Origin of the sequence: Rathayibacter sp. AY1B4, assembly GCF_002932815.1 — a bacterium.
In the GTDB taxonomy this organism is placed as follows: domain Bacteria; phylum Actinomycetota; class Actinomycetes; order Actinomycetales; family Microbacteriaceae; genus Rathayibacter.
In genome coordinates this window covers 1-20,932 of sequence record NZ_PSWN01000037.1, presented here as the reverse complement: position 1 = coordinate 20,932, position 20,932 = coordinate 1, and the positions used below count along the sequence as shown (strand labels likewise).

The window sequence follows — 20,932 nt, the reverse complement described above, 5'->3', positions numbered from 1 at the left end:
GCACGGCCGGGGGCGGTCCGGCGCGGGGCGGGAGGCGTCCTGCCGGAACGGAGGGGCCCCGCAGCAGCCCTGCGCCGCGTCACGGCTGCGCCTCCGCCCAGCCGTCGCGCCCGATCACGACGTGCGCGAGGAACCGCAGGCCGCACGCCTCTGCCCCGTCGGCGATCGCCCGCGTCGCCGCACGGTCGGAGGGGAGCACCACGGCCTCGCCCGCGTGGCTGTGCGCCAGGCCGATGCCCGCCGCGCCGCGCGCCAGCACCTCGGCGAGCACGGCGGCGACGGGGATCTCGGCGTGCGCCGGGGCTCCGTCGGCCAGCGTCAGGACGTCGCGGACGGCTCCGGACTCGGCGAGCGCCACCGCCAGCACGGTCTCGACCGGCCGGGCGGCCAGCAGCGGAGCGACGAGCCCGGCCAGGCCGGCGGCGTCGGTCACGCGGGCGGCGCGCGAGGCGCGGTTCATCCTCCGCCGCAGCTCGAAGGAGGCGACCAGGCGGCAGGCGGCGACCTCGCCGACTCCGCGGTGCCGCATCAGATCGGCCACCCCGGCCCGGGCGACGGCGTCGATGCCGCCGAAGCGCGCGAGGAGGCGCTGCGCGACGACGGTCGCGTTGGCGCCGCGGACGCCGGCCCCGATGAGCACGGCGAGGGTCTCGGCGTCGGTGAGCGCCTCCGGTCCGTAGGCGCGGAGGCGCTCCCTCGGCCTCTCCTCGGGAGGGAGGTCGGCCATGCGGGGGCCGGGCGTTTCGAAGGACATGCCGTCGACGCTACGGAGCCCGCCGGACGGGCCGCCCGCGGATCCCGCCACTGTGGACGAGTACCGCCCGCGAGCGCCCTGTGGAGGGACCTCCCGTCACCGCCCGCGCGCTACTCTCGCGTCCCCCTGCGAGAACGCAGACGTCGGACTCGCGACAGGGGCCGAGCACCCCGGTCAGTCCGTCGCGGGCATCCCCGCCGTCACCGACAGGCTCTCGCCGTCCGGCGCCACGTCCACCAGCACCACGTCCCCGTCGCGCACCGTGCCGCCGAGCAGCGCCGTCGCCAGCTGGTCGTCGATCGCCCGCTGCATCAGCCGGCGCAGCGGCCGCGCGCCGTACTGCGGGTCGTAGCCGCGCTCGGCCAGCCACCCGCGGGCCGCGGGCGTCACCGCCAGGTCGAGCCGTCGCTCCGAGAGCCTCCTCGACAGCCGGTCGACGTACAGCGACACGATCTCGCCGAGCTCGGTGCGGTCGAGCGCGTCGAAGATCACGATGTCGTCGAGCCGGTTCACGAACTCGGGCTTGAAGGCCTGGCGCACCATCTGCTGGACCGCCTCCTCCTTCTGCGGCCGCGACAGCGCCGGGTCCACGAGGAACTGCGACCCCAGGTTGGAGGTGAGGATGAGGATCGTGTTGCGGAAGTCGACCGTCCGCCCCTGACCGTCGGTGAGCCGGCCGTCGTCGAGCACCTGCAGCAGGACGTCGAACACCTCGGGGTGCGCCTTCTCGATCTCGTCGAGGAGCACCACCGAGTACGGGCGGCGGCGGACCGCCTCCGTGAGCTGGCCGCCCTGCTCGTAGCCGATGTAGCCGGGAGGGGCGCCGACCAGCCGCGAGACGGCGAACTTCTCGCCGTACTCCGACATGTCGATGCGGACCATCGCCTTCTCGTCGTCGAAGAGGTGGTCGGCGAGCGCCTTCGCCAGCTCGGTCTTGCCGACGCCGGTCGGCCCGAGGAAAAGGAAGGAGCCGGTCGGCCGGTCGGGGTCGGAGATGCCCGCGCGGGTGCGGCGCACCGCGTCCGCGACGGCCGACACCGCCTCGTCCTGGCCGATCAGTCGGCGGTGCAGCTCGGTCTCGAGGTGCAGCAGCTTCTCGGTCTCGCCCTGCAGGAGGCGCCCGACGGGGATCCCCGTCCAGGCGGCGATCACCGCGGCGATGTCGTCGGCCGTCACCTGCTCGTTGACCATGCGGCCCTCGGCCGGCTCCTCCTCCGCCTCGGCGGCCGCGAGCTCGCGCTCGATCACCGGGATGTCGCCGTAGAGCAGCTTCGACGCGCGCTCGAGCTTCCCCTCGCGCTGCGCGCGCTCGGCGGCGATCCGCAGGGCGTCGAGCCGGTTCTTGAGCTCGCCGACGCGGTTGAGGGAGGCCCGCTCGCGCTCCCAGCGCTCCTGCAGCTCCTCGAGCTGGGCGCCGCGGCGGGCCAGGTCCTCGCGCAGCTTCTCCAGCCGCGCCTTCGAGGCCTCGTCCTTCTCCTTCTTCAGCGCCAGCTCCTCGAGCCTCAGCCGGTCGACGGAGCGGCGCAGCTCGTCGATCTCGACGGGAGCGGAGTCGATCTCCATGCGCAGCCGCGACGCGGCCTCGTCGATCAGGTCGATCGCCTTGTCCGGCAGCTGGCGGGAGGTGATGTAGCGGTTCGAGAGCGACGCGGCGGCGACCAGGGCGGAATCGGCGATCGCCACCTTGTGGTGCGCCTCGTAGCGCTCCTTCAGCCCGCGGAGGATCGCCACGGTGTCCTCGACGGTCGGCTCGCCGACGAAGACCTGCTGGAAGCGGCGCTCGAGAGCGGCGTCCTTCTCGATGTACTGGCGGTACTCGTCGAGCGTCGTCGCGCCGATCATCCGCAGCTCGCCGCGCGCCAGCATGGGCTTGAGCATGTTCGCGGCCGCCACCGATCCCTCGCCGCCGCCCGCGCCCATCAGCGTGTGCAGCTCGTCGATGAAGGTGATGATCCGGCCGTCGGACTCCTCGATCTCCTGAAGCACGGCCTTCAGCCGCTCCTCGAACTCGCCGCGGTACTTCGCTCCGGCGATCAGGGCCGAGAGGTCGAGGCTGACGAGCTGCTTGCCCTTGAGGCTCTCGGCGACGTCGCCCGCGACGATCCGCTGGGCGAGCCCCTCGACGACGGCGGTCTTGCCGACGCCGGGCTCGCCGATGAGGACGGGGTTGTTCTTGGTGCGGCGCGTGAGCACCTGGCTGACGCGCCGGATCTCGGCGTCCCTCCCGATCACCGGGTCGAGCTTGCCGCTCGCCGCGATGGCGGTCAGGTTGACGCCGTACTGCTCGAGTGCGGACTTCTCGTCCTGCTGGGGCATCCGACCGGCCTGCATGATGGTGGTCTCCTCCGTGGCTCGAAAGTTGAGTTCGACGGACTCAACTTTACTCCCGCGACGGCTCCGGCGGTCAGGCCGTCAGAAGATCGCTGTCGCGGCCCTGGAGCGTCTCGAGCGCGTTCCGGAGGATCGAGCGCAGCCGGAACTCGTCGATCCCGGTCAGCGCCGAGATCTCGGCCTGCGAGAAGCCGCCGGCCGCAGCCAGCAGCAGGAGCTCGCGGTCCGGGCAGTCGAGGGCGAGCAGGCCGCTGCCGAGCGGACGCCGGGCGAGCTCGTGCGCGGACCCGAGGGTCTCGCAGAGGACCTCGAGCACCCAGAGCACGGGCTCCGGCGAGCGGGCGCCCTCGCGGGCGCGGCGCCAGACGGCGGTGAAGACGTCGGTGCAGAGCCGGTCGCGGCCGGCCGGGTCGGCCTGGACCGTGCCGACGCACGCCGAGACGAGGCCGCCGAAGCGGTCGACGAGCTCTCCCAGAGCGGAGGCGTCCCCCGTGGCGGAGCGGGTCAGCAGACGGGCGGCGTCCTGCGTCAGCGGCGGACGCACCCGTCCACCGGTCGCGTCCTCGCCTCCAGCACTCACAGGCCCCAGCGTGTCACCGACTCCGTGACGGCGGGACCAGTTGCGCGGAAGGGGGGTGACAGGTATGGAGCGGATCCGCTATCCGACATCAGAGGCGCGGCCAGCGCGCGCGGGCGAAGCAGAAGAGCCCGTAGGCGATGAGCCCGACCGCGACGAAGCCGAGGAGGAGCACGCCCGCCGGCAGCTCCACGAGCGACTTCAGCGCCTCGTCGAGCCCGCCCGCCTGCTCCGGATCGTGGGTGACGGCGGCGACGATCAGCAGCACGCCGAGAGCGCCGAGGACCACGCCCTTGGCGACGTAGCCGGCGACGCCGAGCACGGTGACGACGGTGCCCGCCGTGCCGCCCGGCTCCGCGACGTTCTCGAGGAACTTCCTGCTCGCTCCGCGGTACACGAAGACGCCGCCGACCGCGAGGACGGCCAGTCCCGCGATCACGAGCAGCACGACTCCGCCCGGCGCCGAGAGCACCTGCGCGCTCGCGCTCTCGGACGACTCGGACGAGCTCGACCCGCCGCCCGTCGCGAACTTCAGCGCCGTCACGCCGAGGGCGCCGTAGACGACGGCCTTGCCCGCCTCCTTGAGCCGGCTGCCCCAGGTCTTCAGGGCGCTCTCGCGCGGGCGGACGAGGAACGCCTCGAGCAGCCCCCACAGCGCCAGGCCGAAGAGGCCGACCGTGCAGATCCAGAGGACCACCAGACCGCCGGGCTGCGCCGCGAGGGCGCCGAGAGCACCGCTCTGGTCGGCCTCGCCTCCGCCGCCGCGGGCCACGCCGAGCGCGATCACTCCGATCAGGAGGTGGACGAGGCCGTTCGCCGCGAAGCCGCCGCGGGCGAGGGTCCGCACCGCCCGGGAGTCCTGGATGTCGTCGGCGGTGCGCTGGGCGTCGGCGGTGCTCGGAGTGTTCACAGGGTGGACGCTACGCGTTTCCACACCCCCGCGCCCGGCGCTCCGCCGTTCGGAGCTGCTCCCGGAGCCGGTTCTCCACACCTTTCCACAGGGTTGTCCACAGCTGTGGAATCGCTGGAGGGACGAGCGGATCACACGTCGACGGCGCGGACGAGCCCGTCCTGCACGCCGCCCAGCCAGTCGTAGACACTGCGGATCGCGGCCGCGCTCCCCTCCTCCGGGACGACGTCGTCGGTGTCGTCGATCCCCAGCCGCACGGCCAGAGCGAGCCGCATGTCGGTCAGTGCGCGGAGCCAGGCGATCGCCTGCGGCTCCTCGAGACGGACCGCGACCTCCCCGAGCCCCTCGAAGATCCGGCCGTGACTCGTGCCGTCGCCGGCGTCGAGGGCCGCCGTGACGGCGCGGGCGTCGTCCATCTTGCGGGCGGCGAGGTCCGGAGCGGTGAAGCGGCGGAACTCGTCGGCCGCCTCGGCGTCGTCGCGGTAGGCGTCGGGCAGGAGGCGGGCGAGCGCCGGATCGGAGCGGGCCTCCTCCGAGGACGCCCCGCGATCGAGCAGCTCGAGCATCTCGCCGGCCAGATGGCGGAGGATCCCGGCCTCCTCGCGGTCGAAACGGGCGACGGCCGCTCCGGAGGAGTCTCGGCGGAACGCGCGCATCAGCCGAGTCCTCGGATGCCGCGAGCGGGGTGCTCTCCGGTCTCCGCGGCCGCGGGGCGCAGCGGGGCGCTCACGCGTCGGCCTTCTGCAGCGTCGCCCACAGGCCGTAGCCGTGCATCGCCTCCACGTGCCGCTCCATCTCCTCGCGGTTGCCGGTCGCGACGACCGCGCGCCCCTCGGTGTGCACCTGCAGCATCAGCCGCTCCGCCTCGGCGCGGCCGAAGCCGAAGTAGCTGCGGAAGACGTACGAGACGTACGACATCAGGTTGACCGGATCGTCCCAGACCAGCACGATCCACGGGACCTCGGCCGCCGAGCGGGTCGCCAGGCGCTCGTCCGCGCGCTCGATCGTGTCCGCCATCCCTCCAGCGTAGGCCGCGGCGCGGACGGACGCCCGGGCGCGCAGGCCGGAGCGTGCTGCCCGCAGCCCGCGAGTGACCAGGAGTCGTCGCACTCGGCGCGGAGCCGCGAGGACGAGATCGCGAGAAGCCAGGAGTCGTCGCAGTCGAGCGCGAGTGCGACGACTCCTGGACGGTCGACCTGGAGTCGGCGCCAGCGCCGCCCACCCTACGCCGACAGGCGCGGCAGGACCTCCCGGGCGAAGAAGTCGAGGTGGTCGAGGTCCTGCAGGTCCATGAACTGCAGGTAGACGCGCTCGCAGCCGGCCTCGCGGAGGGACTCGAGGCGGTCGACCGCCTCGTCGACGCCGCCGGCCACTCCGTGCTCGCGCAGCTCGGCGGGCTCGCGGCCGATCGCCGCCGCACGGCGCGTGAACTCCGCCTCGTCGCCTCCGCCGACCGCGATCAGCGCGACCGAGTGCACGAGCGACGAGGGCTCGCGCCCGATCGCCCGGCACGCCTCGTCGACGCGCTCGAACGCCGCCGGGATCGCGTCGAACTCGGGGAAGGGCAGGTTGAACTCGCTCGCGAACCGCGCCGCGAGCGCCGGGGTCCGCTTGGGGCCGCCGCCACCGACGATCACCGGCAGCGGCAGGCGGGCGGGCTTGGGCAGGGCCGGGGAGTCGGTCAGCGTGTAGTGCTCGCCGGCGAAGGAGTAGCGCTCGCCGACCGGCGTCGACCACAGGCCGGTCACGATCTCGAGCTGCTCCTCGAGGAGGTCGAAGCGGCGCGGAGGGAAGGGGATGCCGTACGCGGCGTGCTCCTGCTCGAACCAGCCGGTGCCGAGGCCGAGCTCGGCACGGCCCCCGGACATCGCGTCGACCTGGGCGACCTGGATCGCGAGGATCCCCGGCGGCCGGTAGGTGACGGAGGAGACGAGGGTGCCGAGCGCGATCCGCTCGGTCTCGCGGGCGAGGCCGGCGAGTGTCGTCCACGCGTCGGACGGGCCCACGCCGGGGTCGCCGTCCCCCATCCGGAGGTAGTGGTCGGAGCGGAAGAAGCCGTCGTAGCCGAGGCTCTCGGCGGCCTGCGCGACGGCGAGGAGGTCCTCGTAGCTCGCGCCCTGCTGGGGTTCGGTGAAGACTCTGAACTGCACGGGTCCAGCCTCCCGCACCGGGGCCGGATCATGCCAGCCCGGCTCCCCCGGCCGGGGCCGCCGACGGGCCCCCGTGTACCGTGGACGGTTGCCGCCGACGAGAGGACCCCATGTCCGAGCACCCGTCCTCCCCGGACACCGCCCCCGCCACCGCGGGCGCGACCGCCCCTCCGCACCGCCTCGCGCGGTGGGTCTTCTGGCCCGCCGCCGTCCTCACGCTGTCGATCGCGGCCTTCGCGATCCTCGCGCCCGACGCCGCGACCTCCGTGTTCTCGACGCTGCAGACCACCGTCGTCAACACGTTCAGCTGGTACTACGTGCTGATCGCCGCGGTCTTCGTGGCCTTCGCCATCTGGATGGGCGTGAGCCGCTTCGGCGACATCAAGCTCGGCGCCGACGACGACGAGCCCGAGTTCTCGATGCTCGCCTGGATCTCGCTCCTCTTCGCCGCCGGCATGGGCATCGGCCTCGTCTTCTACGGCGTCGCGGAGCCGCTCACCCACTTCGCCACTCCGCGCCCGGGCGTCACCGGCACCGAGACGGAGCTCGCGCAGAGCGCCATCTCGCAGACCTACCTGCACTGGGGCGTCCACGCCTGGTCCATCTACGTGGTGGTCGGCCTCGCCCTCGCCTACGCGATCCACCGCCGCAAGCGGCCGGTGTCGATCCGCTGGGCGCTGGAGCCGCTGCTGGGCCGCCGGGTCCGCGGCGGCTGGGGCAACGCGATCGACGTGGTCGCCCTGGTCGGCACCATGTTCGGAGTCGCGACCTCGCTCGGCCTGGGCGTCACCCAGATCTCGGCGGGACTGGAGGCGAGCGGCATCGTGGAGTCGTCGCTCACCGTGCAGATCGTGGTCATCGCCGTCGTCACGGGCCTGACCGTCTTCTCGCTGATCTCGGGCGTGGGCAAGGGCATGAAGTGGCTCTCGACCGGCAACCTGCTGCTCGCCGCCGCGCTCCTCGTCTTCGTGCTCGTCGCCGGCCCGACCCAGTTCCTCCTCCGCGAGTTCGTGCAGTCGCTCGGCAACTACCTGCAGAACTTCATCGGCCTGACCTTCACTGTCAGCGCCTACGCCGGCCGCGAGGGCGAGCAGTGGCAGGCCTCGTGGACCACGTTCTACTGGGGCTGGTGGATGTCGTGGGCGCCGTTCGTCGGCATCTTCATCGCCCGCGTCTCCAAGGGCCGGACGGTCCGCGAGTTCGTCGGCGGCGTGCTGCTCGTGCCGACGATCATGACCTTCCTCTGGTTCAGCGTCCTCGGCGGCACCGCCATCTACCGGGAGCTCTACGGCGCCGGCGGCCTCGTCGGCGCCGACGGCTCGGTCGACACCAACCTGGCGCTCTTCTCGATGCTGCAGGGACTGCCCGCGGGCTCGGTGCTGACGATCGGCGCGATCCTCCTGATCGGCGTCTTCTTCGTCACCTCCGCCGACTCCGGAGCGCTGGTGATGTCGATGATCGCGACCGGCGGCGAGCCGGAGCCGCGCAACCGCATCCGCGTGTTCTTCGCCGTCGCGACCGCGCTGCTCGCCCTGTCGCTCCTGGTCGCCGGCGGCCTCGACGCCCTGCAGACCGCGGCGATCCTCTCGGCCCTGCCGTTCAGCGTCGTGATGATCCTGATGTGCGTCGCGACGGTGATCGCCTTCCGCCGCGAGATCCGCGCCTACGACAAGGCCCGCCGCAAGGCGTTCGTCGGCGACATCGGCACGTTCTACGGCCTCGAGGTCGAGGATCCGGCGGAGCGCGAGCCCGCCCACCCGATCAAGCGCCTCGCGAACCGCCTGAAGCCGGGGTCGAAGGAGTAGTCGGCTCGGAGGAGTAGCCGGCTCGGAGGAGCAGCCAGGTCGGAGGAGGCCGGGCGCCGCTGGGGCGCCCGGCCGGCCGATCAGCTGGGCGACGGGATGAAGGGGTGCTCCGGCGGGTCCTGGTCGTCGCCGAGGCGGGCGTCGGCGCCCTGGTCGAGCGCCTCGTCGATCGACTCGGGGTCGTCGATCTCGGCCGGGTCCTCCGGCGGGACCGGCAGGGAGTCGCCGTCGGGGCGGGTGGTGTCGGTGACGTCCTCGGGGGCGTCGAAGCCGAAGCTGCTCATGGTTCCCTCTCCGCGGTGCGCCCGGGAGGCGGCGCCGCTGCGGGCAGCCTAGGTCGCGCCCCCGGAGGCGGTCACGGACTTGACGGGGCACCCGAGGGGTTCCGCGGGGTCGGCCTGCTCCGGAGGAGCCTCCGCCCCGGCAGCCGTCAGTGCACGTACTCGAGCAGGTCGGCTCCGAGGGTGCGCATGCCCTCCAGCACCGCGAGGCGGTAGTGCAGGGTCGTGTCGTCGAACTGCGTGGCGACCGCGTAGGCGACTCCGGCGCGCGGGCCGCGGAGGACGCCCGCCTCGGCGCGGACGCCGACGTCGGTGCCGGTCGCGTTGACGAGCAGGACCCCGTGGTCGGGGTGGCGGTGCGCGAGCGGGTCGAGCCCGAACGAGGCGGCGACCATCGAGAGGTCGGTGCCGAGCGAGAGCCAGCCGATCACCCGCGAGCTCACGGCGGCGTCGACGATCTCGCCGTTCGCGAGGGTGGCGAGCAGCCAGGTCAGCTCGCGGGCGGAGCCGATCGAGAGCTGCGGCGCGTCGTCCGGGCCGCGCTCGTCGCGCACGACGTCGAGCAGGGCGGTGCGGGAGAGGCCGAGCGCCTCCGCCCGCTCGCGCACGGCATCGAGGCCGACGCGGCGCAGCAGGACGTTGGTCGCGAGGTTGTCGCTGGAGGCACCGACGAGGGCGGCGAGGTCGGCGATCGGCATCGACGGCACCTGGAGGTGCTGCCAGAGCCCGGAGCCCGAGACCGCGTCCGCCGCGGTCCGGTCGACCAGGCGCAGGTTCTCCTGCGGCTCGTTCGCCAGCCGGGCGGCGACCTCGATCAGCAGCACGACGGTGCCGAGGGAGGCGGTGGGCATCGAGACGGAGTCGTCGACCGCGAACAGGGTGCGGCCGGTCGCCAGGTCGACGGCGCGCGCCGAGACGACGACCCCGTCGATCGCGAGACGGCCGAGGGCGTCGAAGCCGCGCTGGAAGTTCTCGCGGTCACCGCCGCCCTTGTGGCGCCCCCGGCGGTTGCGTCGGCTCTCACGGCGGGTCTCGCTGGTGGGGATCACCACGGTACGGCCCCTCTACGGGTCGGGAGTGCGGTCGTGCGGAGGGGGACCTGGGTCCTCACGCGCCGGCAGGACGCGCGATCGGCGGACGACCCCGCTGCATCGGTCGGCTCTCGATGCCCGGGGCTCCTCGTCCGTGGTGCGGAGGTGGTCGGCGGCGACTACCAGATGGTGACGCGCTCGCTCGGGGAGAGCCAGAGGGCGTCGCCTTCGGAGACGTCAAAAGTAGCGTAGAACTCGTCGATGTTCCGGACGATCTGGTTGCAGCGGAACTCGGCCGGAGCGTGCGGATCGATGGCGAGGAGGCGGATCGTCTCCTCGTCGCGCGACTTCTGCTGCCAGGCCTGCGCCCAGGAGAGGAAGAAGCGCTCGGCGCCGGTCAGGCCGTCCACGACGGGCGGCTCCTCGCCGTCCAGCGAGAGCAGGTACGCCTTCCAGGCGATGCCGAGACCGCCGAGGTCGCCGATGTTCTCGCCGATGGTCAGGGCGCCGTTCACGTGGTGCCCGGGCGTGGTCGCGGGAGCGAGCGCGTCGTACTGCGCGATGAGCGCCTTCGTCCGCTCCTCGAACGCGGCCCGGTCCTCCTCGGTCCACCAGTCGGTGAGGCGGCCGTCGCCGTCGAAGCGCGAGCCCTGGTCGTCGAAGCCGTGGCCGATCTCGTGACCGATGACGGCGCCGATCGCTCCGTAGTTCGCGGCGGGGTCGCGGGCCTCGTCGAAGAAGGGGAACTGCAGGATCGCGGCCGGGAAGACGATCTCGTTGAAGCCCGGGTTGTAGTACGCGTTGATCGTCTGCGGGGTCATGAACCACTCGTCGCGGTCGAGCGGGCGGCCGATCTTGCCGAGCTCGCGGGCGAACTCGAACTCGGCCACGCGGCGGGCGTTGCCGAGCAGGTCGGCCGGGTCGATCGAGAGGGCGGAGTAGTCGCGCCAGCGCACCGGGTAGCCGATCTTGGGCGTGAACTTCGCGAGCTTCTCGAGCGCGCGCTCGCGGGTGGCGGGGCTCATCCACTCCAGGTCGACGATGGAGCGGCGGTACGCCTCGATGAGGTTCGCGACCAGCACGTCCATCGCGGCCTTCGCCGTCTCGGGGAAGTGGCGGGCGACGTAGGTGCGGCCGACCGCCTCGCCGAGCGAGCCCTCGACGAGCGAGACGGCGCGCTTCCAGCGCTCCCGCTTCTGCGGGGTGCCGGTGAGGGTGCGGCCGTAGAAGTCGAAGTTGGCGTCGACGAAGCCGCTGGACAGGTAGGCCGCGGCTCCGCGGATCACCTGCCAGGACAGCCAGTCGCGCCAGGCCGGGAGCCGGTCCTCGGTGAGCAGGCCCGCGAGACCCTGGAGGAAGCTCGGCTGGCGGACGACCACCTCGGCGAGCGCCCCCTCCGGAGCGCCCATCGCGGTGAGCCAGACGCCGAGGTCGACGCCCGCGGCGAGCTCCTCGACCTCGGACCAGGAGCGGAGGTTGTAGGTCGCCTGGCTGTCGCGGCTGCGGACCTTGTCCCAGTGCGCGGCAGCCAGGTCGGTCTCGAGGGCGACGATGCGCTCGGCGCGGGCCTCGGCGGCGTCGATGCCGGCCAGCGCCAGCATCCGCGCGACGAACGGCGTGTAGGCCTCGCGGACGGAGGCGAACTCCTCCTCGCGGTAGTAGCTCTCGTCCGGCAGGCCGAGGCCGCCCTGGTTGACGAAGACGAGGTAGCGCTCGGGGCTGCCCGGGTCGTTGTCGACGAAGAGGCCGAAGAGCCCGGGGACGCCGGTGCGCTCGAAGGCGCCGACCGCGCGGAGCAGGCCGGGGATCGAGTCGACCCGCTGCACGGCGGCGAGGTCGTCGGCGATCGGGGCGGCGCCGAGCTCCTCGGCCCGCTCCTCGTCCATGAAGGAGGCGTAGAGGTCGCCGAACAGGCGCTCCTCGGTGCCGTGCTGCGCGGTCTGCGCCTCGACGATGATGTCGCGCACGGCCTTCTCCGCCTCCTCCTGGAGGACGTGGAAGGAGCCGTAGCGCGCCTTGTCGGCGGGGATCTCGGTGCGGTCGATCCAGAGCCCGTTGACGTGCCGGTAGAGGTCGTCCTGCGGGCGCGTCGCGGGGTCGAGTTCGGAGCGGTCGATACCGGAGCGAGGCGTCGTCGAGGTCATGGCGGACAGCCTACGTCGGGGCGCCGACACGGTGGCGCGAGGTGCGGCGGGTCGAGCGCGGAGCCGCGGAGGGCGGGCGCGGAGCCGCGGACGGGAGTGCCCGGCGCGGTGCCGCGGGAGGGCCGGGCGCGCCACCGTCCGGCTCGCGGGAGCGGGGTGCTCCTGCGAGCCGGACCCGGCCGACGGGGACGCCGGAGCGTCAGCGCCCGAGCTGCTCCTCGACGTACGCGCGGATCGGCGTGGTCGGCCGCCCGATCAGGCGGGCGAGCGAGCCGTCGGTCCCGCCGAGGAGGCCGTCGGCGATGTTCGCGTCGAGGCCGACGACGAAGCCGACTCCGCCCTCGGGGACGCCGGCGCCGGTGAGGACGCGGGCGTGCTCGTCGGAGGAGACGTGGCCGATCGCGGCGTCGCGTCCGGCGACCTCGGCGACGATCGCGGCCAGCTCGTCGAAGCTCCAGGCGGTGTCGCCGGAGAGCTCGTGCACGGTGCCGACCAGGGACGGGTCGGTCAGGGCGACCGCTGCGGCCTCGGCGTAGTCGGTGCGCGCGGCGCTGGCGACGCGGCCCTCGCCGGCGCTCGAGAGGGTGCTGCCGGTGGAGGCGAGCTCGGCGACGGTCTGCTCGTAGTTCTCGTTGTACCAGCCGTTGCGGAGGACGACGGCGGGGACGCCGCTGGCGGCGATCGCCTCCTCCGTGGCCTTGTGCTCGGGGGCGAGGATGAGCGCGCTCGTGGTCGCCTTCGGGGCGCTCGTGTAGACCAGGCGCGCGCCGGCGCGGACGGCGGCGTCGATCGCGGCGGTGTGCTGCGCGACGCGCCTGCCGACCTCGGAGCCCGAGACGAGGAGGACGGCCTCGGCGCCGGAGAAGGCGGCGTCGAGCGAGGCGGGGTCGTCGAAGTCCGCGACGGCGGTGCGGACGCCGAGGTCGGCCGCGAGCGCCTCGAGCTTCGCGGCGTCGCGGCCGGTGGCGACGATGTCGGAGGCGGCGGTGCCGCGGGCGAGCAGGTGCTCGACGGCGAGACGGCCGAGGTGGCCGGTGGCTCCGGTGACGACGAGGGTCATGAGGGGTCCTTCCTGACGGGTGGGGCGGGCGGGGTCCGCCGCCAGGAGGGTGCAACCGGCGCATCCTCCTCCTGCTTCCCGGAATGCAGTACCCACTATTTCGTTAGTACAGTCACCACCCCTGTCCCGAGGAGCACCCATGACGATCGCCGACTCCCCCCTGCTCGCCGGGGACGTCTACTCCGCCGACTGCCCGAGCCGCGAGGTCTTCGGGCACGTCACCAGCAAGTGGGGCGTCCTGGTGCTCGCGGCGCTCGCTCCGGGCACGCTGCGCTGGGGCGCTCTGCGCCGCCGGATCGGCGGGATCAGCGAGAAGATGCTCGCCCAGACGCTGCGGATCCTGGAGGAGGACGGCTTCGTGCACCGCGAGGCGCGGCCGGTCGTCCCGCCGCACGTCGAGTACCGGCTGACGCCGCTGGGAGCGGAGCTGGCCGAGCGGCTGCTGCCGGTCGTCGAGTGGATCGCGGGGAACGTCGGGGCGGTCCTGGAGGCACGCTCGGAGGGCCGCAGGGAGGGAAGGTGAGCCTCACCTTCTTGTGAGAACGTTCACATTCCGTTCAGGGAGGAGCCTCCACCCGGCGGCATCGGCGCCCCCTCCCCCTGCTTGCCTCGATCGCGTCTCCTGCTCGTGATCGAAGGACCTCCATGTCAGACACCGCCCGCCGCCCGCTCCTCCTCCCGATGGCCGGCCACGTGCGCGGCAAGCGCAGCCCCGTCACCTGCGCGCTGAAGTGCGCCAATGCCTGCTCCACCGCGACCTGCAACACGTCGCACAACAGCTACTTCCGCGACATCGTCTCGTCGCAGCTCTCCCGCCGCAGTGCCCTCGGCCTCGGCCTGGCCGGCGCGGTCACCGTCGCCGTCGCCTCCGCCGGAGGAGCGCCCACCGCCGAGGCGGCCGTGGCGACCGCGGCCGACGGCTCGCCGCTCGCCTTCACTCCGATCGCTCCGGTGCCGTACACGGTCGACCGGTTCACCGTCCCCGAGGGCTTCGCCTGGCAGCCGATCATCCGCTGGGGCGACCCGCTCTTCGCCGACAGCCCCGCCTTCGACATCGCCGACCAGACGGAGGTCGCCCAGGCCGCGCAGTTCGGCTACAACAACGACTACACCGACATCGTCGAGATCCCGGGCTCGAAGCGCCTCCGCGCCCTGCTCGTCGTGAACCACGAGTACACGAACGAGAGCATCATGTTCCCGGCCGCGCAGCTCGAGGCGGAGCCGGAGCGCGTGCGCGCCGTCGGCCGCGCCGCCCACGGCCTCAGCGTCGTCGAGCTGGTCCGCACCGCGGTCGACCGCCCGTGGGCCTACGTCCGCGGGGGCGAGCGCAACCGCCGCTACCTGCTCGACACCCCCTACGAGGTGACCGGCGCCGCCGCCGGCACCGACCTGCTGAAGACGGTCGCCGACCCCGAGGGCCGCACCGTGCTCGGCACGCTCGGCAACTGCTCCGGAGGCACGACGCCGTGGGGCACGATCCTCTCGGGCGAGGAGAACTTCAACGGCTACTTCCGCGCCGTCGGCACGAGCGACGCCGAGAAGCGCTACGGCCTCGCCGACTCCGAGACCTCGCGCCTCTGGGAGCTCGACGACCCCCGCTTCGACGCCCGCACCCCGGGCTACGAGAACGAGCCGAACCGCTTCGGCTGGATCGTGGAGTTCGACCCCTTCGACCCCGACTCCACGCCGAAGAAGCACACGGCGCTCGGCCGGCTCAAGCACGAGGGCGCGAACGTCATCATCGCCCCGGACGGCCGCGTGGTCGCGTACCAGGGGGACGACGAGCGCTTCGACTACCTCTACAAGTTCGTCTCGACGAAGCGCTACATCGAGGGCGACCGCGCCCACAACAAGACCCTGCTGGAGGAGGGCGACCTCTACGTCGCCCGCTTCGCCGGCGACTCCCCCGTCGCCGAGATCACCGGCACCGGGGCGGTCCCCTCGGACGGCGGCTTCGACGGCATCGGCGAGTGGCTGCCCCTGGTGCTGAACGGCGCCTCGACGATCGCCGGGATGAGCGTCGCCGAGGTGCTCGTGCACACCCGCCAGGCGGCGGACGCCGCGGGCGCGACCAAGATGGACCGCTGCGAGGACGTGCAGCCCAGCCTGGTCAGCGGCCGGATCTACGTGGCCTGCACCAACAACTCCGCCCGCGGCACCGAGGGCGCCAAGGAGGGCGCGACCGAGGTCAACCCGCGCACCGAGAACCGCGACGGCCACATCGTCGAGATCATCGAGGACGGCGGCGACCAGACCGGCCGCACCTTCACCTGGAACCTGCTGATGCTCTGCGGCGACCAGGCGCAGGGCGACGTCGTCTACTTCTCCGGCTTCCCGGCGGACCAGGTCTCGCCGATCTCGTGCCCGGACAACCTGGCCTTCGACTCGGTCGGGAACCTCTGGATCTCGACCGACGGCGCCCCGAGCGGCATCGGCTACAACGACGGGCTCTTCAAGGTCGCGCTCGAGGGCGCGACGCGCGGCAGGGTGGAGCAGTTCCTCTCGGTGCCCCGCGACGCCGAGACCTGCGGACCGATCGTCCACGACCTCGACCAGCACGTGTTCGTGGCGGTGCAGCACCCGGGCGAGGAGGGCACCTTCGAGGCGCCGACCTCGTTCTTCCCGGACTACGGATCGACGGCGGCGGGAGCGGTGGCGGCACCGCGTCCGACCATCGTGCAGATCCTGCCGGCGTCGCAGGTGGTGGCGCCGACTCCGACGCCGACCGCCGGGCCGACCACGGCACCGACGACCCCGCCGACCACCGCGCCCACGGCGACTCCCACCACGGCACCGACCGCCGGGCCGACCGCGGCGCCCACCGCGGCTCCGTCCCCGGTGCCCACGACCGCGCCGACCGGCACGCCGACCCCGCTGCCCGTCGGCGGCTCGGGCGGCGGGCTGGCCTCGACCGGAGTCGAGAGCGTCGGCCTGATCGCGGGCGCCACCGCGCTCCTGGCCGCGGGCGCCACCGCGCTCGGACTCGGAGCGCGCCGCCGCGCGGCCGCTGAGGGCGAGGACGACCAGCAGGCGTGAGGCCGGACAGGGCCCGGGACCGATCACAGGATCGGGGCCCGGGCCCTGCCACGCTCGGGGACCCGCCGCTCAGGCCCCCGGGACCGGCGGGCCGGTGCGCCAGCGGAGGATCGCCGCGGCGTCGGCGTCGTGCGGCAGCGTCACCACGTCGACCCCCTCCGGGGCGGTGCGGGAGTCGGTGACGAGCACGCGCGCGTCCGTGAGCACGGCGGCGCGGGCCAGCGCGAGGGCGGCGTCGACGGAGTCGATCACCTCGCCGCCCAGCGCCTCCTCCGGGGCCGACGCGACCCACGGCTCCGCGGCGAGCGCCAGCAGAGCGCGCTTGCGCAGTCGGCCGGGGTCGAGCACCAGCGTCTCGACCTGCGCCGAGGCCAGCGCCGTGACGATCGCGCCGAGCGAGTACTCGACGATGCGGCGCGGCTCCCCGGTGCGCAGGGCGTCGAGCACGTCCTCCTTCTCGCGCAGCAGGATGCGGTCGAGCTGCTCGTCGACGAACCGCTCCAGCGCCCCCTCCTCGCTGCCGGCGGCCCGCGTGTTCACGGGCTCGACGGCCAGGATCGCGGCGCTGCTCGGCGAGAGCTGCTGCGCGAGCAGCTGCCGGGCGTGGATGTCCCCCGCGACGACCAGCAGGCACGGCCGGTGCACGCGCACGAGCTCGTCCACCGCGGCGGCGAGCTCGGCCTGCGTGCGCCGCCAGATCTCCTCCGCGTGGTGGTGGAACCGGTCGTGCCGCCAGCCGCCGGCCTGCGCCTTGTGGAGGGTGTCGGTGCGGCCCTGCACGGCCTGCTCGGCCTCGGGTCGCTGCGCGCCCAGGCGGTGCAGGCGGATCTCGCCGCCGTCCCGCGAGGTCTCGACGACGAGGACGCGCAGGTCGGGCCGGTGCTGCAGCAGCGGCACGATGTCCGGGATCGGGCTGTAGGAGACGCCCTCGGGCGCGACCGGCCGACCCGGCAGCACCTCGTTCAGCACGACCCTCCCGTCCACGGCGACCGCGAAGAGGCAGCAGCCGCCCTGGGGGCGCCCGGCCCCCTCGAGCAGAGCGGTGAGGGCCTGGATGTCGGCCTGCGGCGCACCCTGGCGGGCGAGCTCGTCTCCGAGGGACGTGGCGCGCTCGAGCGAGATGTCCGGCGGATCCCCGGAGTCGATCGCGAGGTCGACGTAGAGCTGCGACACGGGCCGGGAGTCGCGGAGGAGCTCGGCCAGGGTCGGGAGAGCGGGGGTGGTGGTCACCATCGGTCGTCCTTTCCTGTCGGTCCCGACAGTGTCGGACGGCAGGAGCGGGAGGAGGGACGGGGTTGACTGCTCGCGCGCGCCTCAGAGCAGGCGGCGGGCGGAGGCCCAGGCGGTGAGCTCGTAGCGGGAGGAGAGCTGCAGCTTGCGGAGGACGGCGGAGACGTGGGACTCGACCGTCTTGACCGAGATGAAGAGCTCGGCCGCCGCCTCCTTGTAGGCGTAGCCGCGGGCGATCAGGCGCATCACCTCGCGCTCGCGGGCCGAGAGCCGGTCGAGCTCGTCCACCGACTCCGCCTGCTCGCCCGCCAGCGCCCCGAAGGCGTCGAGCACGAAGCCGGCCAGGCGCGGCGAGAACACGGCGTCCCCGCCCGCCACCGCGAGCACGGCCCGGCTCACCTCGGCTCCGGAGCTGGCCTTGGTGATGTAGCCGCGGGCGCCGGCGCGGATCACGCCGACCACGTCCTCCGCAGCGTCCGAGACGCTCAGCGCCAGGAAGCGCGACGACGACCCGGCGCTGCGCCGCAGCACCTCGGCCCCGCCTCCGCCCGCACCGCCCGGCAGGTGCACGTCGAGCAGCACCACCTCGGGCGCGAGCGAGGCGACCAGGCCGACGGCGGAGTCGACGTCGGCCGCCTCCCCGACGACCTCGAGCTCGGGGGCGAGGTCGGCCCGCAGGCCGGAGCGGAAGATGGAGTGGTCGTCGACCAGCAGCACGCGGGTCACCGCTCGACCTCCGCGGGGAGCCGCAGATGCACCTCGGTGCCGGTGCCGCCGACCCCGGGACGCACGGTCGCGCTGCCGCCCGCGCGCGCCATCCGGCCGATGATCGACTCGCGGATGCCGAGGCGGTCGCCGGGCACCTCGTCGAGGACGACCCCAGGGCCGCGGTCGCGCACGAACACGTCGACGCCCTGCACGGAGGACTCGAGGTACACCGAGACGTCGCCGCCCGCGTGCCGGGCCGCGTTCAGCACGGCCTCGCGGGTCGCGGCGAGGAGCGCGGCGGCGCCGGGGACGGACGCTCCGACGGCCACCACCTCGAGGTGCACGGGGTAGTCGAGCTCGACGGCGGCGGCGATCGCCCGGACCTCGGCGGCCAGGTCGTTGGCGACCGGGACGTCGCGCTCGAACAGCCAGTCGCGCAGCTCCCGCTCCTGGGCGCGGGCGATGCGGGCGACCTCGCTCGAGGCTCCGGCGCGGTTCTGGATGAGCGCGAGGGTCTGCAGCACGGAGTCGTGCAGGTGCGCGGCGATCTCGGCCCGCTGCTCCTCGCGCACGCGGGCGGCGCGCTCGCCCATCAGCTCGGACCAGAGGGTCACCACCCGGGGCGCGGCCAGCACGCCGGCGGCGATCAGCAGCACGCCCACGGCGAGGACCGCGTTGAGGGCGCTCGGGCGGCCGGTGAGCACGGCCGCTCCGGCGAGCACCAGCAGAGCGCAGGAGGCGAGGCGCACCGCGGAGCCGTACCGGGCGGGGCGGACGGCGTCGCCGCGGTCGAGCCCGAGGCTCCAGCCGACGGCTCCTCCCGCGAGCAGGCCGACGGCGACGAGCGCGCGCGTGATGTCGGTGTCGTCGCCGCTGTCGACGGTGATCAGCACGGCGAGCGCCGCGACGGCGGCGGCGAGGGTCAGCAGGCCGGCCACGGGAGCGGAGCGGCGGACGGCCGGATCCGCGTCGCGCGAGTCGAGCGGCGCAAGGGGCACCAGGGCCCAGAGCCAGAGGTAGAGGAGCGCGCCGCCCCCGCCGAGCGCGGTCGTGAGGACGGCCAGGAGGCGGGTCCTCCGCACGCTCCAGCCGAGGTGGTCGGCGACCGCGGTGCACACTCCGCCGAGCAGCATCGTCCGCGGCCGCTGCAGCGGGGGGCGGACGGCGGTGCCGGGGACTGTGCTCACCCCTGCATCCAAACAGGTCGGCCGCACGATCGGGGGTGCTCTCGGGGTCGGATCAGGGGTTCCCCCGATGGTCCGGGCCGTGGAGCGCACGGGAGACTCGCAGCATGACAGGACAGAGCACGACCCCGCCGGGCTCCGCGGAGCCGGACGGCACGGAGGCGGCGAGCACAGCGACGACGCCGATCGGGACGGATCCCGGAGCCGCCGGCCCCGACAGCGCCGGCCCGGACAGCACAGGCCCCGAGAGCACCGGCCCGGAAGCCTCCGGCCCCGCCGATCCGCCCCCCGCGCCCGAGAACCGCTTCGTGCTCTGGCTGCGAGGCCTCGACCTGCCCCGCCGTCCCGGCTGGATCGGCGGCGTCTGCGCGGGGATCGCCGACCGGCTCGGCATCGACCCGCTGATCGTGCGCGGGATCGTGCTCGTCGTCGCGGTGCTGGGCGGGCCCGCGCTCCTCCTCTACGCCGCGGCCTGGCTGCTGCTGCCCGACCAGGACGGCGCACTGCCGGTGGAGCGGCTGCTCCGCGGCTCGCTCGACCGGGTGCACGCCGGGGTCGGCGTCCTCGTGCTCGCCTCGATGCTGCCGGTGGCGCAGGGCTTCTGGTCGCTCGGCGGCGCGTACACCGGGGCGATGCCCTGGGCGCCCGCGACCGGGCGGACGCTGTGGTCGCTCGTGGTGCTCGGGCTGATCGTGGCCTTCGTGGTCTGGATCGTGCGGCGGAGCCGGCGATCGGACGACGCGGCCGCTCACCCGGCCCCGGGCTCCCCGTCCGCACACCCCTCCGCGACGCTCCCCTGCCCCGCGCCCTCCGCTCCCGCCTACCCCGCACCCGACCCCGGGCTGCAGGACGAGCGCCCCTCGTCCCCCGAGGCCGTCGCCGAGTGGCGCGAGCGCCAGGAGGCCTGGCGGGCCGAGCGGGAGGCCTTCCGCGCCCAGCAGAGCGCGTCGGCCCGCGAGACGGCCCGCGCCCGGGCGGAGGAGGCGCGAGTCGCCGCCGCCGCCGTCACCGCCGCGCGCCTGGAGCGCCAGCGCCTCCGACGCGCCGCGAACCCCCGGCTGCGGGCGAGCCTCACGCTGCTCGCCCTGGGTGCCGCCGCACTGACCGGCGCACTGGTCTCGCTCACCGCCTCCGGGCCGACGGCCCTCGTCGTCGGAGCCGCCTCGGCCGCGCTCGTGCTCGCCGTGGTGATCGTGCTCGCCGGCCTGTTCCGGAGGCGCGCGATCGCGCTGGTCGCCCTCGCGACGGTCGCGCTGGTCACGGCCGCCTGCGCCGCCGTGCTGCCGACCGACCGCGAGCTGCTCCCCGTGCTGGGCACCTACGGCTTCTCGAGCGCCGCTCCCGGCCGCTACGCGACGCTCGCGGCGAGCGACCTGCGCGTCACGGTCGCACCCGGCTACGAGACCTCCGGCGAGCCGCTGGACCTCTGGATCGGCTACGGGCACGTGTCCGTCGCCACGATGGCGGGAACGGCGGTCCGCCTCGAGGCGACCACGGAGGACACCGAGCTCCTCGTTCTGGACGCCGACGGAGGCGCGATCGACGCGCCCCGCGAGGTCCGCACCGCCGACGGCCGTCAGCTGTGGACGCAGACCTTCGGCGATCCCGAGGCCGAGCCGTTCGTGGTCCGCATCGCCCAGGAGGGCGGGTCGATCCGCGTCCAGGACTCCACACCGGGCGCCGACTCCGGCACCACCGCGCCGGACGCCGACGCCACCCCGACACCCACCC

Annotated in this window: 17 protein-coding genes and 1 pseudogene; 4 read left to right on the top strand and 14 right to left on the bottom strand. The window is 74.0% G+C overall.

The genetic code is table 11. The features are described from left to right. Window positions 1-79 precede the first annotated feature (79 nt). The 7 genes from C5D66_RS16115 to C5D66_RS16085 all read right to left on the bottom strand — a co-directional run bounded on the left by C5D66_RS16115 (window position 80) and on the right by C5D66_RS16085 (window position 6,722). On the bottom strand, window positions 80-754 hold the full coding sequence (locus tag C5D66_RS16115) for a RadC family protein (RefSeq protein ID WP_104250698.1): 675 nt from the start codon (window positions 752-754) through the stop codon (window positions 80-82). Window positions 755-928: 174 nt separating this feature from the next. After that, entirely contained in the window at window positions 929-3,070 is a 2,142-nt protein-coding gene (locus tag C5D66_RS16110) for an ATP-dependent Clp protease ATP-binding subunit (RefSeq protein WP_374953255.1), read from the bottom strand. A gap of 88 nt (window positions 3,071-3,158) precedes the next feature. Next, window positions 3,159-3,665, bottom strand: a complete 507-nt coding sequence (locus C5D66_RS16105) for an RNA polymerase sigma factor (RefSeq protein ID WP_146083230.1) — start codon at window positions 3,663-3,665, stop codon at window positions 3,159-3,161. Window positions 3,666-3,753: 88 nt separating this feature from the next. Then, entirely contained in the window at window positions 3,754-4,572 is an 819-nt protein-coding gene (locus tag C5D66_RS16100; protein ID WP_104256660.1) for a DUF1206 domain-containing protein, read from the bottom strand. 131 nt (window positions 4,573-4,703) lie between these two features. Next, window positions 4,704-5,228: a DUF2017 domain-containing protein gene (locus C5D66_RS16095; RefSeq protein WP_104225742.1), complete on the bottom strand. Its 525-nt coding sequence runs from the start codon at window positions 5,226-5,228 to the stop codon at window positions 4,704-4,706. A gap of 70 nt (window positions 5,229-5,298) precedes the next feature. Next, window positions 5,299-5,589: an ATP-dependent Clp protease adapter ClpS gene (clpS, locus tag C5D66_RS16090; RefSeq protein WP_104222829.1), complete on the bottom strand. Its 291-nt coding sequence runs from the start codon at window positions 5,587-5,589 to the stop codon at window positions 5,299-5,301. Between the two features lie 206 nt (window positions 5,590-5,795). Next, window positions 5,796-6,722 (bottom strand): LLM class F420-dependent oxidoreductase, encoded by a 927-nt coding sequence (locus C5D66_RS16085; protein ID WP_104250701.1) that lies wholly within the window; start codon window positions 6,720-6,722, stop codon window positions 5,796-5,798. Between the two features lie 110 nt (window positions 6,723-6,832). Between C5D66_RS16085 and C5D66_RS16080 the strand changes: the two genes are divergently transcribed. Beyond that, window positions 6,833-8,527, top strand: coding sequence for a BCCT family transporter (locus C5D66_RS16080; RefSeq protein WP_104256661.1), 1,695 nt, complete (start codon window positions 6,833-6,835; stop codon window positions 8,525-8,527). An 80-nt stretch (window positions 8,528-8,607) separates the two neighbouring features. Here the strand turns inward: C5D66_RS16080 and C5D66_RS16075 are convergent, their stop codons facing one another. The 4 genes from C5D66_RS16075 to C5D66_RS16060 form a co-directional block, all read right to left on the bottom strand. Next, complete coding sequence (locus tag C5D66_RS16075) at window positions 8,608-8,811, bottom strand: hypothetical protein (RefSeq protein WP_104222832.1); 204 nt, start codon at window positions 8,809-8,811, stop codon at window positions 8,608-8,610. 146 nt (window positions 8,812-8,957) lie between these two features. Continuing rightward, complete coding sequence (locus C5D66_RS16070; RefSeq protein WP_104222833.1) at window positions 8,958-9,860, bottom strand: serine hydrolase; 903 nt, start codon at window positions 9,858-9,860, stop codon at window positions 8,958-8,960. Between the two features lie 158 nt (window positions 9,861-10,018). Continuing rightward, on the bottom strand, window positions 10,019-11,983 hold the full coding sequence (locus C5D66_RS16065) for a M13 family metallopeptidase (protein ID WP_104222834.1): 1,965 nt from the start codon (window positions 11,981-11,983) through the stop codon (window positions 10,019-10,021). A 199-nt stretch (window positions 11,984-12,182) separates the two neighbouring features. Further along, window positions 12,183-13,043, bottom strand: a complete 861-nt coding sequence (locus C5D66_RS16060) for an NmrA family NAD(P)-binding protein (protein ID WP_104256662.1) — start codon at window positions 13,041-13,043, stop codon at window positions 12,183-12,185. A gap of 139 nt (window positions 13,044-13,182) precedes the next feature. Here C5D66_RS16060 and C5D66_RS16055 point away from each other — a divergent pair, with 139 nt between their 5' ends. Then, a complete protein-coding gene (locus C5D66_RS16055) occupies window positions 13,183-13,566 on the top strand; it encodes a helix-turn-helix domain-containing protein (RefSeq protein WP_104256663.1) in 384 nt (127 codons plus the stop codon). 122 nt (window positions 13,567-13,688) lie between these two features. After that, window positions 13,689-15,728 (top strand): annotated as a pseudogene (locus tag C5D66_RS16050) (PhoX family phosphatase); the annotation flags it as partial. Window positions 15,729-16,148: 420 nt separating this feature from the next. On the opposite strand, the gene C5D66_RS16045 reads toward C5D66_RS16050, so the two are convergent. From C5D66_RS16045 to C5D66_RS16035, 3 genes are all read right to left on the bottom strand, one after another. Beyond that, entirely contained in the window at window positions 16,149-17,312 is a 1,164-nt protein-coding gene (locus C5D66_RS16045) for a Vms1/Ankzf1 family peptidyl-tRNA hydrolase (RefSeq protein WP_104327008.1), read from the bottom strand. A gap of 81 nt (window positions 17,313-17,393) precedes the next feature. After that, on the bottom strand, window positions 17,394-18,035 hold the full coding sequence (locus C5D66_RS16040; RefSeq protein ID WP_104225749.1) for a response regulator transcription factor: 642 nt from the start codon (window positions 18,033-18,035) through the stop codon (window positions 17,394-17,396). Beyond that, the gene (locus tag C5D66_RS16035; protein ID WP_104256701.1) at window positions 18,032-19,204 is read right to left on the bottom strand and encodes a sensor histidine kinase; all 1,173 of its coding nucleotides are present in this window, start codon (window positions 19,202-19,204) and stop codon (window positions 18,032-18,034) included. Before C5D66_RS16035 ends, C5D66_RS16040 begins: the two co-directional genes overlap by 4 nt. A gap of 104 nt (window positions 19,205-19,308) precedes the next feature. Between C5D66_RS16035 and C5D66_RS16025 the strand changes: the two genes are divergently transcribed. Next, window positions 19,309-20,932, top strand: a 1,624-nt coding sequence (locus C5D66_RS16025) for a PspC domain-containing protein (RefSeq protein WP_146086969.1), incomplete at its 3' end; no start/stop codon positions are given.

Bases quoted from the DNA above. Each gene is read 5' to 3' on its own strand.
- C5D66_RS16115 (WP_104250698.1), bottom strand. From the start codon at position 754: ATGTCCTTCGAAACGCCCGGCCCCCGCATGGCCGACCTCCCTCCCGAG.
- C5D66_RS16110 (WP_374953255.1), bottom strand. From the start codon at position 3,070: ATGCCCCAGCAGGACGAGAAGTCCGCACTCGAGCAGTACGGCGTCAAC.
- C5D66_RS16095 (WP_104225742.1), bottom strand. From the start codon at position 5,228: ATGCGCGCGTTCCGCCGAGACTCCTCCGGAGCGGCCGTCGCCCGTTTC.
- clpS (WP_104222829.1), bottom strand. From the start codon at position 5,589: ATGGCGGACACGATCGAGCGCGCGGACGAGCGCCTGGCGACCCGCTCG.
- C5D66_RS16080 (WP_104256661.1), top strand. From the start codon at position 6,833: ATGTCCGAGCACCCGTCCTCCCCGGACACCGCCCCCGCCACCGCGGGC.
- C5D66_RS16075 (WP_104222832.1), bottom strand. From the start codon at position 8,811: ATGAGCAGCTTCGGCTTCGACGCCCCCGAGGACGTCACCGACACCACC.
- C5D66_RS16065 (WP_104222834.1), bottom strand. From the start codon at position 11,983: ATGACCTCGACGACGCCTCGCTCCGGTATCGACCGCTCCGAACTCGAC.
- C5D66_RS16060 (WP_104256662.1), bottom strand. From the start codon at position 13,043: ATGACCCTCGTCGTCACCGGAGCCACCGGCCACCTCGGCCGTCTCGCC.
- C5D66_RS16055 (WP_104256663.1), top strand. From the start codon at position 13,183: ATGACGATCGCCGACTCCCCCCTGCTCGCCGGGGACGTCTACTCCGCC.
- C5D66_RS16045 (WP_104327008.1), bottom strand. From the start codon at position 17,312: ATGGTGACCACCACCCCCGCTCTCCCGACCCTGGCCGAGCTCCTCCGC.